The sequence below is a fragment of the Nocardia sp. NPDC059229 genome (assembly GCF_042754165.1).
Lineage (GTDB): Bacteria > Actinomycetota > Actinomycetes > Mycobacteriales > Mycobacteriaceae > Nocardia.
Genome location: NZ_JBHZAK010000022.1, coordinates 66,446 through 81,469 on the forward strand (window position 1 = coordinate 66,446; position 15,024 = coordinate 81,469).

The following is a 15,024-nucleotide window of genomic DNA, read 5'->3' on the forward strand; positions in this document are numbered from 1 at the left end:
CCTTCTGGGTTGCGAGCGGCACGTCATCTCGTGGTCCGGTCGAGGGCAGTGCCGAGGTCCTCGCGCACCCGGGTTTCGATGTGAGTGATCAGGGCGATCAGGTCGGGGCAGTACACCGAGGGATTGCGGAATCCCACGCCTTGGCGGTAGCGGTGCACGTAATGCCCGCCGCCGCACACGGTGTGCAGCGCGCAGGCGCGGCAGGTGTCGCCGAGCGCGGCGATGCCGATCTGGCGGGCCGCCATCGCCGGCTCCCACAGGGCCGCGTCGAGCGGGTTGCCGTCGCCGCGAATCGTCAGTGTGGCGGCGCCTTCGAAGGCCGACTTCAGCTCGTCGACCTGTTCCAGGGAGCCGTCGGTTTCGATCACGGCGATCCGAATGGGTTCCAGGCCGATGGCTTCCGAGCCGGCGGGGCGCCCGAAGAGGCGTTGAATGATGGTGTCGAACAGGCGCACTCGCGTTTCCAGCTCCGGCGCGTCGTACCAGCGGTCGAAGATCGGGATCAGCCAGTCGGCGTAGGGCGTCGCGGTGGGGTCCGGTGTGCGGCCGGGCGGTGGTGTGGTCCAGTTTCCGTGCGGCAGCAGGAAATCGACGGTGGGCGGATGATGCCGAACCAGCGCCTCGTAGGCCCGCACCGGATCGTTGGCGAGGTCGATGGTGCACAACAGCCCGGAGTACAGGTGCCGGTAGGCGGGTGCCAGCAATCGGTCCAGTCCGGCCACGACCTTGTCGTGGCTGCCGCGGCCCGCGTGGTCGAGCCGGTGCCGGTCGTGGTCGTGCTCACCGCCGTCGAGGCTGACTCCGACGCGGACGTTCCATCGCTCGCAGACGCGCAGGACGTCGTCGTCGATCAGCACGCCGTTGGTCTGAATTCCCAACCGCACCGTGCTGTTCGCGCCGATGATCGTGGTCGCGGTGCGCGCGAAGTACTCCAGTTCGGTCGGCCCGACCAGCAGGGGTTCACCACCGTGGAAGACGAGCCCGACCGCGGGCAGGGCGTGCCGGGCGGCATGATCGGCGATCATGGCGCAGGACCGGGCGAAGATCTCCCGGCTCATGGCCTTGGGCTTGGCACGCCAACTCTGGTCGGCCATTTCGTAGATGTAGCAGTAGTCGCACGCCAGATTGCAACGGCCGTGGACCTTCACGATGAACTCGTGGAAGCCCAGGGGCTTCCAGCCTCCGCGGCGCACCTCGGCGAAATCCAGTCCCCAAGTGGGCCACGGCAATTCGCCGGCCGGCTGCTCCATCGATCCGATCCTCTCGCCATCGGAGTCGAGCGGCGACGAGTTCGAGACCGCTGCCCACCCGCCGCCCTGAATCCATTGACGGGTGAACAGACGGTGCGCACGACCTTACCGATCACCGGCAGCGGTCGCGGCGACCGCTCCCCACCGATGAGAATTCGCTGGTGACAAGACTTTCGAGCCGGGAGCGGTCCCGACCACACGAATGACGCAGCGGCACAGGCGGTTACCGGTCGCACGGCCGCGGCGTCACGAGGGCAGTCGGCGGGCGTCGAAGCTGGCGGGCAACGAAGTCAGCCTGACATTCGCGCCGGTGTGCGGGGCCTCGACGCACTGCCCGTTCCCGAGGTACATCATGACGTGGCCGGGACCGTCGGCCCCGAACTCGACGAAGATCAGATCCCCGGGGCGGATGTCGGCCGGGTTCACCGCGGGCAGCTGCGCGTATTGCTCCTGGGAGGTGCGCGGGATCGAGATCCCGGCGGCCGCCGCGGCGTACTGCATCAGTCCGGAACAGTCGAAGGAATCGGGCCCGGTGCCACCCCACAGATACGGCTTTCCCAGTTCCGACAGCGCTGTCGAGATCGCCTGCTGGACAGCGGCGGGTGTGTCCGGCTGTGTGTATGCGGCTTGCCGCAGTGCGGCGGCGGGCGCGTTGGGTAGCGTGACTCCGCCGTGCCGCTGTCCGGCGATGTTGTAGAGGAACAGTTCGGTGAGTTGATCGATGGCCCCGGCGATGTCACTCGCGCTCGCGTGCCCGCCGGTGACGATATTGTCGCCCGCGACGAGCGCGGCGGTCACGATGTCATGAACACGTTGCTGACCGGCGGGGGTGTACGCCGCCGGGCCGAGGGCCTCGAGCGCGGCATTGAGTTCGCCGAGCAGACGTTTCACCGCGGCGACATCCAGATCGTGATATCCGGCGAGCGCGTCCAGGTACACGGCCAGCTGACTGTCGATGTTGTAGTAGGCGGTGGCGGTATTGCTCTGATAAAGCTGCGCGGCCTTCACCGCCGCCGCCGTGGCTCCCGTCATGGCGCCGGTCGGCTGCGCGCTGCCAGGGGGTTGGGCGCTGCCCGGCGTCTGGGCACTGCCGGGCGCTGAATTCGTGGGTGTCGGCGGCGTGGTCTGCCGGGTGCCGTATGTCTTTTGCGCCGCCTGGAGCGCGGTCTGCGCTCGCGCGGCGAGTGCGCCACTCGCCACCTTGCCGGCCGTGGGTGTCGCCCCCGATCTCGCGGAGTCGGCCAGGGCCGCTGCCAGGAGCGGGGCCAGCATGCTCGGAAGGGAATGTCCGGATGTGGCCGGTTGGGCCGCGTCCAGCAGCGGAGGTTGCCCGAGGCCGGTGCCCCGGGGGATCGTCGCCGACGTCGGGGCGGAGGTCGGATTCCGCTGTTGGACAGCAGCATTCGCTGATCGTGGCACTGTGGCCGCCGGAGCTGCGGGTGTCGGAGGGGCCGCTGTGGACGGGGACGCCGAAGCGCCGGTGACCGCGGTCGGCCCGGTCGGCGTGGCCGAAACGGTCGTGGCGGTCGGCCGGGACTCACCGGGAGGAGCGTCGGCCGACGCGGCGGATGTCGCTTCGCTGGAAGGAGAGCGAGCGGGCGGCGCCGGCTGGACCGGCGGCGGGAAGCTCGTCCGGGCGGTCCACGGGGTCGTGTGCAGGATTCGGGTCTTGCGGCCGGTCTCGGTGGCCGCTGCGGTGTCGGCCACCGGTTCGGTGTCGAATTCGGCGACCCCGATCTCACCCGCGGGCTCGAGACTCGTCATGGTAGGCCTCCGAGCACCCGTTTGATGAGAACATCACGCCCCGTGGGCATCTCGTACTCCCGGGCCTGTCCGGAGACCGGATCGCTGCTCACGATGAGGTTCGGCCCGATCCAGATACCGACGCGACCGGGCACATGACCGCGGTACGCGTGGTCCCAGAACACCAGATCCCCGGGCGAGACCGCCGAGGGGTCGACCCGTTGCCCGCAGAATCCCTGGACACTGAGGGTTTCCGGCAAGACGATGACCGCCCGGGCGGCCGGATCCTGACATCGAGCCGTCGCCGAATCGTCCTGCGCCACTGGGCTTTCGCCGACTCCGGATTGTCGCGGGTCGGTATCGGCGGTGGTCGCCGACCGGCAGACGCCGCTCAGCGCACCGAGCGACGCGGTACGGATCACCGCCGCGGTCATCACCGCCTGGTCGGCGACCCGCGAGTTCCCTTTCGTGTCACGGTCCAGCTGTGCGAGTGCGGCCTGCCGGGCGCACTCGGCGGCGAAGCCCCGGTATGGAGTCCGCAGGGGTGGCAACTGAGGCGGTGCGTACTGCATCGCGCTCGCACAGTCTCGTTCCCACTGGGACGCCGTCGTATTGTCCGGTGCGATGGTGGCCTTGGCCATGGGGTTGGCGGTCCGCGGAATCGTCGTGGTGAATTCCGGTTCTCCGGTCGGAGCCGACGGCGTGACGGTGGGCGTCTTCGTGATCGCCGGGTCGGGTCCGACCGCCGATTCGCACTGATAATGGCCCACACCGAAGGCCGCGGTGGCGCCACCGAGAACCACGATGATCGCGGCGAAAGGCAACAGAATCGCCAGCGCGATCGGAGCGATCAGACGCCGCCGGCCCATTCCACCGAGCAGTGTCCCCTGTCCCATAGCCTGCCCTCCGAGGAAGTAGTCCGATCGATTCGTGCGGGGTGATCTATCGGAAGAGCGGCGGCATCCCGTCAGGCATCCATCCTCCGACTCTCTCGGCGCGTTCAACGACCCTCATCGCTGTGTTCAAGTTTTGGATTCCCTGAGCTTCGGTCAAGGGCGGCCCCTGGTGGAGATTGGTGATGGCCTCGTGCACGGCGGAAGCATGCCGATAGCCGATTTCCTGCAGGACGATTGGTGCGTCATAAGTGGGGATTCCTTGGAGGGCGATCGGCACCTCGTACCCGCTCAAGTCCGTGCTGTGGGCCAGGTGACCCAGGGCCACCAGGTGCTCGCGCGTGGGATTGGCCATGAATTGGTCGACAAACTGCTGATGGTCGGTGCCAAGATGGCCACGACGGATACTGGCGTTATAGAAGGCAGCCGATCTCCGGTGGAGCTCGGTCACCCCGTCCGCGTAATCGTCCAGGTGTGCTGCGTTTCCGGTGGCGTAGGCCCGGTTGGCCAGGCCATGTACGTGCTCCATGGACTGGGCGATCCCGCCCACGCCCGAAGCCGTTGTCTGGAAGTGCATCAAGCCCGGCGGTATGACGCGGCCTCCTATTATCCGGCCGCCGGGTGGAGCAACGGGTACCGCCGGCCCCGCCACTCCGCCGGGTGCCGGGGCCGGCGGGGCGGCGGGGCGCCGCCACCACGGCCAAAGACCGGGCCGAGCCGCAGGTGCCCCGGGGGTCCCTCCACCACCAGCAGCAGGTCCACCGGCAGCAGGTCCGCCACCACCGGCAGCAGGTCCACCACCAGGAGCGGGGGGGCCGCCAGGAGCGGGGGGAAGGGGGCCGGCGGGGCCGGGCATCGGGGGAACAGGTGCGGCCGCCGGGGGCGCGGGCGGGGCCCCTTGACCGCCACCATTTCCTGCTATCCCATGACCTATCCCTCGACCGATGCGCCTGAGCATCGCGAGCCCGATCAACTCGCTAGCGAGGATGTTGTTGGTGGCGCCGATCATGCCCATGAACCCTGGCATGTGCCAGTGAGCGCCGATCGCGCCCATTCCCAGGGCGAGTCCGTTGCCTCCATCGGCCTGCAGGCGTAGCGCAACTCGGTTTGCCACCCAGTCGTTTCCGCGATCGAGATTGTTCGACAGCCGCCTGAGCTGGCTGATCGCCACGATTTCGAGCATCGAAGCGATGAAGAAGGCTTCCATGACCTGGCCGTGAACCAAGGTGAAGAGATCGCCGAGGAGCAGGATGTAGACGCCGAGGAAGATGGTTTCGACGGACATTCGGACGGCCGCGAAGAATCCGTCCGTGATGTTTCGGACCAGGAATGTCTGGCTCGGGCCGTAGATGAATCCCCCTGCGGCGAAACCGAAGATGGCCAGCAGACCGTGGTAGACCGAATCCAGGGCCGACCGCACGATCCGCAAGGCCAAGCTCACGGCGAACGCCAGCAGGAGAATGCCGGACAGCAGCAGGAGCAGTCCGGTCCCCAGCTGCCCGACGGACGGATATTCGACGTGATAGTAGGCATTGCGGTCACAGGTCTTCAACACGTCCAGCATGGCGCCCTCATGCCCCGTCAGGCCCGCATTCGTCCACGCGTCACGGCACACCGGGTAGTCGTCGATCACATGCCCGAAATTCCAGACTTGCAGCGGGTGACGCGCGAAGTTGTCGGCCATGTGCGTCTGCATGGTCGTGATCAGTTGCGCCGGTGGCGTATAGCGGTCGCCGTTGAGTCCGGCGGCGACCGTGAGACCGACGTCGCGGCCGCGGCTCAGGAAGCCGTCGGGGGACAGCACGCTCGCCAGCGGGTCGGCGAGGAACACCGGTCCGATGACCGCGACCACCACCATGGTGACCACCTGCACGGCGGCCTTGGCGTTCTGACCGCGCAGCACGAACCAGGCCACGCACCCGCCACCCACGGTGACCGCGGTGATCAGCATCAACGGTGTCGCAATGGTGCCGGTGAGGGAATGGGACACGGTGCGCAGCGGGATAACGAGGATACCGAGCCAGCGGAACGACAGCACGTAACCGATCACCCAGATGCCACCGCCCACGACCATGATCCAGCCGCTGAACTCGAAGGACAGGATCACGACGATCCCGGCGCCCTTGAGATCGAAGTTGAAGAAGTCCTGCTTGAGGTCGGTGGCGAGGTCGTAGTTCGAAAGGTCCACGCCTGCGGAATCTCGGACGTACATCCAGCTGAGCGCGCTGTTGGAGACCAGGGTGCTGCCGCCGGGGTCGGCCTGTGCAATCGCGCCGAGGATTCCCGGAATGACGAACAGCCCGATGACCATCGCGATGATGATCACTGTCCGCCGGCGCAGCGTGGTGACGGTGGCCCAGGCGCGTGCCGCGCCCAGGACCGCGCTCGGTCGCCAGCGGCGCTCGTCCCAGAACCGCTCGGGGTCGAACAGGGCGGTGGTCCCCGCCGAATCATGGTGGCGTTCACTGTCGTTCATGGTCACCCCGCCGCTCGCCGACCGGCCGTACCCGCCCGTGATATCCCCGGCGTACTGGTGATGGCGGCCGCCCGGTCGGGCCGTGCGGGACCCAGCACCTTGCCGCGGCCGATGCGATTGAGCGCGTCGCGCATGAACATCTCGCCGCGGCGCTCCTCGGGCACCTGCCGACCGACACCGACCGGCGGCGAGGTTTCCTCCCGCAGCACCTGCAAGAGATACGGTGCCTCGTCGAGATCGACCCCGAGCCATTCCAGACTGTTACGTGCCAGAGTTTCGTCACGCTGACGGAAGACGAACCGGTTCGGGATCAGATTGTGGGCGGCACCTTGGAAGTCGGTGGCCGGGTCGTGCGAGGCCAACGCGATGGCCGCGAGGTGTTTTCGGCCGTCTCGACTGAAATCCGACGTGACCGCCGCGCCGACCTGCGTTTGGGTGAAGTGGTGCGCCTCGTCCCCCACCAGCAGGCCGAATCGCCCGTTATCGCTGAGAAAGGCCTCCCGCGCGGCCACCCCGACGAGTTCGTAGAGGGCGGTACCCAGCCGTTTGGTCAAGGGCAGCCGGTTGTAGAGATGCGGAGTGGTGAGTTCCTCCGCGGTCGGCAGGGCGACATTGTGGCTCCGGATGACTGTCGCGGCGGCGTCGAGTCGCAGGGACGGCAACTGCGGATCGAACAACACCGGAACGCGATCGGCGACGGTGCCCAAACGCGCTGCCAGATCACCGTATTCGGGATTGGCGCCCGGCTCGTCGCGCAGGCGCCGCACTACATGGTAGAGATCCAGCAGCGACGCGATGCGGTGTTCGGCGATGCCGCGAGCGGTCAGCAGGGCGCTGGCCGCGGCGCCCGCGCCCGAGGTCGGCGACAGATCCAGCAGCGGCAGAATGGAATCGAGGGTTCGTTCGCCGGCCACCTGCGGTGCGAACAGGCGCAGCGGGTCCAGCGAGACCGTCGGGTTGGCCAGATCGATGACGACCGCGTCGTCGATGGCCCTGGCGAAATGCTCCCACTCCCCGACCTGACTGCGATCGATGGCCAGGAACTGGCCGCCCATATCGTTCACCAGCGCCGCAACGAGTTTCAGCAGATACGACTTGCCGGAACCCAGTTCGCCGGTGACCGCGAACGAGGCGGACAGGTCGTGCAGCGCGGCCTCCATGATGCCGAAATGGATGGGCTCGAAATGCCCCGACATCAGGTTGACCCCGATCACCGGACCGCTGTCGTCGCCGACCTGGCTGCTGGTGAACGGCACGAAACCGGCCCACATGTCCGAGGGCACGATGTGGGCGAAGTCGTCGAAGGCGCGCCGCGACGGACTGCCGGGCACCAGCATCGACCAGAGATCGAGCTGCGCGCCGAGCGGTGCGGTGAGGTCGACCTGAAACCGCTTGTACCGGCGTTTGAGGGTATTGACCGCGTCCATGGTCGCCTCCCTGTCGCGGCCGCCCACGGCGATCACGGTGGTGAAGGAGACCTCCGATTCGCCACCGTTGACCTCGAAGTGATTGTTGTACTCGCCGAGCATCTGCGCTTTCGACATCAGGGTGTTGTGCGCGAACGACACTTCCTGATCCCGCTGGTCCATCTGCTCACCGAGCCGCCGCAGATTCGTCTCGTTGTTCTTCAGCACCTGATCGGCGGGTCTGGTCGATACCCGGATTCCCCAGTCGACGGTGACCTCGGCGGCCAATCCCTCCAGTACGTTGAGGAATTCGCTGCCGCCGGGAAAAGCCATGCCCGAGTAGGGAAACGAGTGCGGGGTGAGCATGGCCTGATACGAGGGCGGGAGGTCGCTATCGGGTTGGACAACCTTGATCACCGGGACGAACGAGGGGCGCAGGCGCCGGCCGCTGTCGGCTCGCGCCCCTTCGTCGAGCGCGGCGGAGCGGAACACCGCCGCGGTCGCGTCGTCGAGCACCCCCTCCCGGGTCGGTGCGACCGGATCACCGTCGGCGCCCCGGGAAAGGTAGTGCTCCCACAGCCATTGGAACAGCGCGGCGGGGACCGGGACCGGGTCGAAGTCCCCGCCGATCCGCGACAGGATCTCGTTCGCCTTCGATTCATAGGCCTCGAGGTCCGCGCGTGCGATCGCGGCGGCATCGGCGGACGCGGTGCCGCCACGCCACAGCCGCGACAGGGACGACACCCCGGGATTCGTCGAGCCGACCGGTATGGACAGCAGGAACATGCGGGTCTGGGGCCGGATGGCCCGCACCCGCTCGAACGCCGCGACCACCTCGACGGCGTAGGCCTCGCAGTCGTCGAGGTCGACACCCTCCACCATTTTGCTCAGCACGTCCCGGGTGTTGAGGCCGGCTTGGATCCCGAGCAGCAGCGACCCGCTGGGCAAGCTGTTGATCAGTGCGTGATGGGCCGCCTTGACCTCGTACTTATCGCTGGACTTGCGCAAGCCGTAGCCGAGCGGGCTGATGAAATACGTGGCGGTGACCAAGCCCGCGTGGGTGAACTGGAGGTGGCCCCTGATTGCCGCGGTCGGTTGCAGATCACGATCGAAACCCATCAAAGCCTGCCTTCTGTCATCGGGTTACGGTCGCCCACAAGCCTTTCCAGCAGTGGGACCCCGGAGCGCCCGGAGGGTGGCTCGATCGCTGCGACGGAAGGCAGGATGACGACCACGGATTCTTCGATGAACAAGGTGTTGCCGGCAGAGGCCGCGTCGACCGGCATACCGGAGGCGGACACCGGCTTTCGCGACACGATCAAGCGGCCGATCCACACGACCCGCGAGGTCAGGCGAACGCCCGTATAGGGGATGAGCCCGATGGCGAAAACCGTCACCACGGTGATCACCAGGCCCGCGATGAAGATGATGGCCGGATTGGCCGGTAGCGACATACAGCCTATCGAGGTCACCACCAGCAGCACCGCGGCCACCGCGACCTGCGGGAGAGTATAGGGACCGAACGGCAGCTTCTGCCCGTTCTGCGCCTTCCCGATCATGGTCGGGACACGCTTCACCGGGGTGAAGACCTTGATGGTTACTTGACTCATCGCCCGTATTGGCCGATCTGGCGGTCCGGGACGATCCTGCCGGTGTCCGACCTCGCGTAATAGATCAGGTTGGGCAGTACCCAGAACAGCAGTGCGGCAATGATCGCGGATCCGACGACGGTCAGAATTTTGCTGGGCGAGAGTTTATTGGCCGCAGCCTCGGAGACGAGTATCGCCATGCTGGAGATGATCAGGATCAGGATGCCGATGTATCGAACCGCCTGGAGTATCAGAAAGAGAATGGACTCTATATTGGTACCCATAGGAAATTCCTTGGACTTGCGCAAGCCGTAGTCGAGCGGGCTGATGAAATACGGGACACGCTTCACCGGGGTGAAGACCTTGATGATCACCTGACTCATCGCCCATATTGGCCGATCTGGCGGTCCGGGACGATCCTTCCGGTGTCCGACCTCGCGTAATAGATCAGGTTGGGCAGTACCCAGAACAGCAGTGCGGCAATGATCGCGGATCCGACGACGGTCAGAATTTTACTGGGCGAGAGTTTATTCTTCGCGGCCTCGGAGACGAGTATCGCCATGCTGGAGATGATCAGGATCAGGATGCCGATGTATCGAACCGCTTGGAGTATCAGGTAGAGAATGGACTCTATATTGGTACCCATAAGGAATTCCTTTCCCGATCATTTCTGCGTCGGCGGCGGAATCCGCACCGCGCTCGAGGGTGGCCGCGTCGCCGAGGCGGACGGCGGGGAGGTTTCGCGACCCTGATCGGTGGCGACTTGGAGCGGAGACCGAAGAGCGGGAACGGGATCCATCGCCTGCACCTGCCACTGACCGGCTTCACGGACCATGGTCAAGGGGTAGGTCAGAGCCGGTGCCGCGCCGCCGTCGGTCTTGAGGTTGACGGTCGCGAGCACGCGGGCTCGATCGGTGGTGGCGCCGCATCCCGAATCGTCGGCGCTGACCGCGGCGGTTTCCACGGTGGTGAACGGTGCGGGCCTCAGCGCGGAGATCCCGGAATCGGTTGTGACATAACGGGTTATGTCACCGGAACCGGTCAACATCGCCTGCAGGAATCCGCCCGCTACCTCCGCGAGCGGGGTGCCTTGCGTGCACGAGGTCGCGTAGTCCAGAACCAGGTCCGAGCCGTGGGCCGGCGGCTCCACCACGGCCGGCAGCGACAGCGCTCGGAGCCGCCCGCCCACCACCGATACCGCGACCCGGTAGAACTGGCGGGCATCGTCGGTGGACCCGGGCCGTTTGGCGACTCGCACGGAGACGGTCACGGTCCAGACATCGATGTCGCCGTTCGACACACTCCGCGTCGCGTACACGACGGTCGGGTCGACCACCTGCCGAGCACTCGCCGGCAGCACGACCTGTCCGGTACCGCCGACGAATTCGGCGATCTTGTCCTGCTGGCCGGCGGAGGCGCCGAGGTAGACGACGATGAATTCCCGGGCGAACCATTCGGCGAGCCGTTCGCGTCCGATGAGCGAAATCGTCGAGCTGTCCGAGGGTCCGGGCGGAGGTGTGGAAAACGCGTCCAGTATGGCGTGACCGCCGCCGAGCACCGCGAGCGATGCCAGCACGGCCACGATGATGTTCTCACGGCGGCGACGCACGGACATCCTCCGGAGCAGAGCCTCACCGGATTCCGCTCGCCTGCCGCCTCTGGTATTCACTCTCGAAATGGTAGAGAACCGGCGGTTGAATCCAATTCAACTGTGTCCCCACAGTTGGGAAAACGCCAGTGCACGGGAGTTCGCCGCATTCGTTCCGCAACTCGATGCCGTAATTGTTCGTCGTATCCGACCGGCTGCGAATAACAACTATTTCCAGTTCCGACCACAGCGAGTTCGGGCATGGATGCCGCGTCGCCGATCGCGTCGAACTGGACCAGGGCCAAGGGCTGTTTGGAGTACCCGGGATAGGGGTAGATCACCACCGAGCTCGGGGTGTAGCCCCCGGTGTAGTCGAGGGTGCGCACCGTCGCCCGGACCGTGTGCCCGGCACGAACATGATCGGCCATCTCCGCGAGATGAGCTCGTTCGTCGGGGTGGATGACATCGCCGGGCTGGAACAGATAATCCCACCGGATCCATGGCGCCGGGTCTGTGAGCCAGTGCGATATCCCGGCGTGCTCGAGGTGAATCACCGCGACGTGGGTACCGGCTCGGCGGTGCGCCTCCCGCAGGCCGACGTATTCGAGGCCCGGCCACTGATCGCCCGTTTGGCCGGTGGTGACATCCTCGATGAGCAACCAGGCACCGCGACCATGCTCCTCGTTGCGGGCACGGATCGTCACGCACCAGCGGCCGGTGTGGCCGGCGCCCCGCGAAACCGACCCCACGAACTGGAGTTTCGCGCCAGGTCTGGGATCAGCGAGGAGATCGAGAACCTCGATGTGGCGATCGAGTCCCGAGAAGTACTGAAACAGCTCGGCGATGGATATCCGCGGCGCGAATTCCGCCGGGGAGATTCCGGTGAGTTCCGCGAAACCGCTGGGCACGGCGATCGTCTGGGATTCGAGGTCCCAAATGGCGCCGATCGCGGATCCGGGTTGCGGCACAGACGCTCTGGCCGGACCCATCCACAGTCGTATGGCATGCACATCGTGGTTGGGACCGAGCACCGGCCTGATGTGCAGCGCGTGGGGTCCGGACTTGGTGGGAATCCTGAGGTCGACGTCCTGGGCCAATTCGCGAGCGACCTGGACGGCGTCGGTCAGCGACGAGGTCGTCACCCCGTCGTACAGGGCCGGAGTCTTGGCCAGTTGCCGCTGCAATACTCGCTGCCATCCAGCGAAGCCGCGCGGCACGCCTCCGACCGAGGCCACCGAGATGGCGTCGGGCGTGAGGATCTCCGCCGTTACCCATGGAATCACCGCGCTGTCCTGCATCGTTCCCGCCGTACCAGCCGTTCTGAGGATTCGAGCCCCACAGAGAGGCTCGAACTCAATGTACCGTTATCTAGCGGCTCATTCAACGAGCTTTCGTTGTGCCGGTCGGGAGCGATATCTGGCAACGCCCAAGTGACCACCGAGCGATGACCGCCCCGACCCGCGCCTCAACGCGACCCGCTCATCACCGCGATCACGCCGGCCCCGACCAGCACACCGTCCTCGCCCAGCGTGGAGGGAACCACTCGCAGCGTCGTCAAGTAGGACTGTTTCGCGTGCTCGGCGACCGCCTTGCCGAGCGGTCGCCATAGCGCGCTCCCGGGTAGCGCCAGGCTGCCGCCGACAATGACCAGGTCGACGTCGAGGAGGACTGCGACCGACGCGATCGCACGGCCGAGCGCGGTGCCGGCTCTGTCGGCGGCGGCGAGGGCGATGTGGTCACCTTGGTCGGCCGCGCGGACCAATTCGGTCGCCGAGTCTCCCCGCCAGCCTTGCGTACGAGCCCATCGCAGCAGGGCGGCACCACCGGCCACGGCGTCGAGACAGCCCCTCCCGCCGCATTCGCAGGGCTCGTCGAAGCCCGGAACCAGGGTATGACCGAGATTTCCGGCGTTGCCCGTGCGGCCCACGACGGTGTACCCACCGATCAGAAGCCCACCGCTGATGTGGGTGGATGCCGAGATCACCACCGAATCCACGGTATCTCGCGACGTTCCGAAACTCCGCTCTGCGAAGGCCAGGCACACACCGTCCAGAGCCAGGTTCACCTCCGCACTGGGGAAGGTCTTGCGCACCGCCTCCACGATCCCGAATCCGGTGCGCCATTCGGGGATCTCGATCGGTGCCACCACTCCGGTCGCCATATCGATCGGTCCGCTGCACGCGATGCCCACCGCGCTGACGCTGGTACCCGCCGCCCTGTCCAGCAGCAGGTCCCGGCAGGCGGGCCAGGCATCCCGGGGCGGCTGGGGGATCCGGCCGATCCGATCGTCGTCGGCGCCGGCCGCGACCTGGGCGGCGGCGAATTGACCGTCACCGATTGCCAGTGCCAGCAAGGTCATGAATCGCCTCTGATAGAAGGAATTTCATCGAATCGGGTCCGCCCCCTGGCTTATCCGCCATCGGTACCGGTCGGGCGGAGCTGTTGACCGAGTACCAGGTGGCGGCGTGGAGCCGACGACACCAGTTCGTGGTGTGAGGGGCTGGGGCTGGTGCGGATGATCCGCATGGGCCGCTTCCGATCGAAGGGTGCGATGCGGTGCCGATCCAGGTTCTCGACGATCTTCCCGGAGTTGTCGTAGGGCACCCCCGCCCAGATCATCGAGCGCGGTGCGTCGCCGCGATCGATGAATCCCTGCGCCAGTTGCGCGCACTCGGTCAGCAGGGGGCAGCTGCGGCAGACCTCGACCGCGGCACGCCACGCATCTGGTGTGCCGATATCCAGGTCCCAGTCGTTCGGCCCCTCCGCACACGGCGGTCGATTGGACCGGACCGGGCTGTTGGTCGCCTTGGTCGCACGGGTAGCCCTGTCCAGTACAGGGGCATTGGTGAAGCTCATAGCCGTCTCCGGATGATGCGAGGGCACAAAGGCTTTGGAGTGCCCCACTGATCGGACGGGCGTCAGGGCTGCTCTACAGTCCCCGGAAACCGGCTGCCATGGCCGGCAATTCGCACGTTAACGGAGACCCGCCGGACCCCGCAAGGTTTTTCCCGTTATGTAACGGGACATTGACTTGGGCGCAGTTCTGTTGCATCGTTGAACGACGGCGCGTTAGCTCCGTGTCGTCGTGAACCTGCAGACTTGATCCCGAGGACGAGCACAACAGTGGAGTACACGATCGATGAACTCGCGCGGGCAGCGGACACTACCGTGCGCAGTGTCCGCGTGTACCACGAACGCGGGCTCCTACCCTCACCCGATGTTCGCGGACGCATAGGTTACTACGGACACAACCATCTCGACCGACTGCAGACCATCAGCCGATTGCTCAGCCGCGGGATGAAGCTCAACGGCATCCGTGAGCTGTTGGATGCCTGGGACCGCGGTGACGGACTGGCCGACATTCTGGGCGTCACCGACCAGCCCGAGAGCGGAGAACCGGTGACGCCGCAAATCTCCGAGCCCTCCCCCGACCTGCCCGACTACCTGAGAAGGGCACTCGCTTCCAGTGGTGATCCACTCAATGATTACCGGCTGTCGAACCCGCGGTGTTGTGATCTGGCAACCCGACTCGTCGATGCGGGCCTGGCCGTATCGGCCGCAGTGGAACTGGTCGAGCGGCTGCGCTTCGACTGTGATCGACTTGTGGAGCGGTATGCCGAAGCGCTGTTGTATCCGCTGGCGGGCAAAGCATATGCGGAATCCGAGCGAGGACCGAAGGACCGCACCACCTTCGAGACGAACCTGGCGATTGGCCGGCTGATGACGACCCGTGCGATTGCCGAGTTGCTCGATCAGGCGTTGTGCCGCACGGAAGAGCCGCCCTCGCCACTGGACGGATCCCTCGGCCAGCACCTGCCGTAGTCCCGTCACGGTGGGATCGAAGCTGAAACCGACGAGCCTCATCCACACCGAGAACAACACGTACGCTTTCTCCTACAGCCCCCCTGTCCTTGAATGGATGGTAGAGCAAGGAGATGGCGAGTGCATGCCCTCTGCATTGGGGGCAGGGCGACGACGAGCTCGAAAGCCTTTGGTGGCATCGATTCCGAAGATATTGACGTTCGACCCGTCTCTCGAAGAGATGCTCTGTGGGGTGCACGGGCGGTCTGGTGAGAAGC

General features: G+C 66.2%; 13 protein-coding genes. 1 reads left to right on the plus strand and 12 read right to left on the minus strand.

Annotated elements, in window-relative coordinates:
* Positions 1-23: 23 nt before the first annotated feature.
* The 12 genes from ACFXHE_RS35915 to ACFXHE_RS35970 all read right to left on the minus strand — a co-directional run bounded on the left by ACFXHE_RS35915 (position 24) and on the right by ACFXHE_RS35970 (position 13,801).
* Complete coding sequence (locus tag ACFXHE_RS35915; RefSeq protein WP_379389120.1) at positions 24-1,250, minus strand: FxsB family cyclophane-forming radical SAM/SPASM peptide maturase; 1,227 nt, start codon at positions 1,248-1,250, stop codon at positions 24-26.
* A gap of 246 nt (positions 1,251-1,496) precedes the next feature.
* Positions 1,497-3,014 carry an NlpC/P60 family protein gene (locus ACFXHE_RS35920; protein ID WP_379389121.1) on the minus strand — a complete coding sequence of 506 codons (1,518 nt, stop codon included), beginning with the start codon at positions 3,012-3,014 and terminating at the stop codon, positions 1,497-1,499.
* On the minus strand, positions 3,011-3,889 hold the full coding sequence (locus ACFXHE_RS35925; RefSeq protein ID WP_379389122.1) for a hypothetical protein: 879 nt from the start codon (positions 3,887-3,889) through the stop codon (positions 3,011-3,013). Before ACFXHE_RS35925 ends, ACFXHE_RS35920 begins: the two co-directional genes overlap by 4 nt.
* A 46-nt stretch (positions 3,890-3,935) precedes the next feature.
* On the minus strand, positions 3,936-6,362 hold the full coding sequence (locus tag ACFXHE_RS35930; RefSeq protein ID WP_379389123.1) for a hypothetical protein: 2,427 nt from the start codon (positions 6,360-6,362) through the stop codon (positions 3,936-3,938).
* Positions 6,363-6,364: 2 nt separating this feature from the next.
* Entirely contained in the window at positions 6,365-8,887 is a 2,523-nt protein-coding gene (locus ACFXHE_RS35935) for an ATP-binding protein (RefSeq protein ID WP_379389124.1), read from the minus strand.
* Positions 8,887-9,378 (minus strand): hypothetical protein, encoded by a 492-nt coding sequence (locus tag ACFXHE_RS35940; RefSeq protein WP_379389125.1) that lies wholly within the window; start codon positions 9,376-9,378, stop codon positions 8,887-8,889. Before ACFXHE_RS35940 ends, ACFXHE_RS35935 begins: the two co-directional genes overlap by 1 nt.
* Positions 9,375-9,740 (minus strand): hypothetical protein, encoded by a 366-nt coding sequence (locus ACFXHE_RS35945; RefSeq protein WP_379389126.1) that lies wholly within the window; start codon positions 9,738-9,740, stop codon positions 9,375-9,377. The genes ACFXHE_RS35940 and ACFXHE_RS35945 overlap by 4 nt, the downstream gene beginning before the upstream one ends.
* Positions 9,737-10,003 carry a hypothetical protein gene (locus tag ACFXHE_RS35950; RefSeq protein WP_379389127.1) on the minus strand — a complete coding sequence of 89 codons (267 nt, stop codon included), beginning with the start codon at positions 10,001-10,003 and terminating at the stop codon, positions 9,737-9,739. Before ACFXHE_RS35950 ends, ACFXHE_RS35945 begins: the two co-directional genes overlap by 4 nt.
* Positions 10,004-10,021: 18 nt before the next feature.
* Positions 10,022-10,972 (minus strand): conjugal transfer protein, encoded by a 951-nt coding sequence (locus ACFXHE_RS35955; protein WP_379389128.1) that lies wholly within the window; start codon positions 10,970-10,972, stop codon positions 10,022-10,024.
* A gap of 50 nt (positions 10,973-11,022) precedes the next feature.
* Entirely contained in the window at positions 11,023-12,243 is a 1,221-nt protein-coding gene (locus ACFXHE_RS35960; protein ID WP_379389129.1) for a GAF domain-containing protein, read from the minus strand.
* A gap of 167 nt (positions 12,244-12,410) precedes the next feature.
* Positions 12,411-13,304 (minus strand): ROK family protein, encoded by an 894-nt coding sequence (locus ACFXHE_RS35965; RefSeq protein ID WP_379389130.1) that lies wholly within the window; start codon positions 13,302-13,304, stop codon positions 12,411-12,413.
* Positions 13,305-13,354: 50 nt separating this feature from the next.
* Positions 13,355-13,801, minus strand: coding sequence for a hypothetical protein (locus ACFXHE_RS35970; protein ID WP_379389131.1), 447 nt, complete (start codon positions 13,799-13,801; stop codon positions 13,355-13,357).
* A gap of 267 nt (positions 13,802-14,068) precedes the next feature.
* Between ACFXHE_RS35970 and ACFXHE_RS35975 the strand changes: the two genes are divergently transcribed.
* Positions 14,069-14,767 (plus strand): MerR family transcriptional regulator, encoded by a 699-nt coding sequence (locus ACFXHE_RS35975; protein ID WP_379389132.1) that lies wholly within the window; start codon positions 14,069-14,071, stop codon positions 14,765-14,767.
* Positions 14,768-15,024: the final 257 nt, after the last annotated feature.

Coding starts and splice junctions, on each gene's coding strand:
- ACFXHE_RS35970 (WP_379389131.1), bottom strand. CDS start 13,801: ATGAGCTTCACCAATGCCCCTGTACTGGACAGGGCTACCCGTGCGACC.
- ACFXHE_RS35915 (WP_379389120.1), bottom strand. CDS start 1,250: ATGGAGCAGCCGGCCGGCGAATTGCCGTGGCCCACTTGGGGACTGGAT.
- ACFXHE_RS35950 (WP_379389127.1), bottom strand. CDS start 10,003: ATGGGTACCAATATAGAGTCCATTCTCTACCTGATACTCCAAGCGGTT.
- ACFXHE_RS35955 (WP_379389128.1), bottom strand. CDS start 10,972: ATGTCCGTGCGTCGCCGCCGTGAGAACATCATCGTGGCCGTGCTGGCA.
- ACFXHE_RS35945 (WP_379389126.1), bottom strand. CDS start 9,740: ATGAGTCAGGTGATCATCAAGGTCTTCACCCCGGTGAAGCGTGTCCCG.
- ACFXHE_RS35930 (WP_379389123.1), bottom strand. CDS start 6,362: ATGAACGACAGTGAACGCCACCATGATTCGGCGGGGACCACCGCCCTG.
- ACFXHE_RS35940 (WP_379389125.1), bottom strand. CDS start 9,378: ATGAGTCAAGTAACCATCAAGGTCTTCACCCCGGTGAAGCGTGTCCCG.
- ACFXHE_RS35965 (WP_379389130.1), bottom strand. CDS start 13,304: ATGACCTTGCTGGCACTGGCAATCGGTGACGGTCAATTCGCCGCCGCC.
- ACFXHE_RS35935 (WP_379389124.1), bottom strand. CDS start 8,887: ATGGGTTTCGATCGTGATCTGCAACCGACCGCGGCAATCAGGGGCCAC.
- ACFXHE_RS35925 (WP_379389122.1), bottom strand. CDS start 3,889: ATGGGACAGGGGACACTGCTCGGTGGAATGGGCCGGCGGCGTCTGATC.
- ACFXHE_RS35960 (WP_379389129.1), bottom strand. CDS start 12,243: ATGCAGGACAGCGCGGTGATTCCATGGGTAACGGCGGAGATCCTCACG.
- ACFXHE_RS35920 (WP_379389121.1), bottom strand. CDS start 3,014: ATGACGAGTCTCGAGCCCGCGGGTGAGATCGGGGTCGCCGAATTCGAC.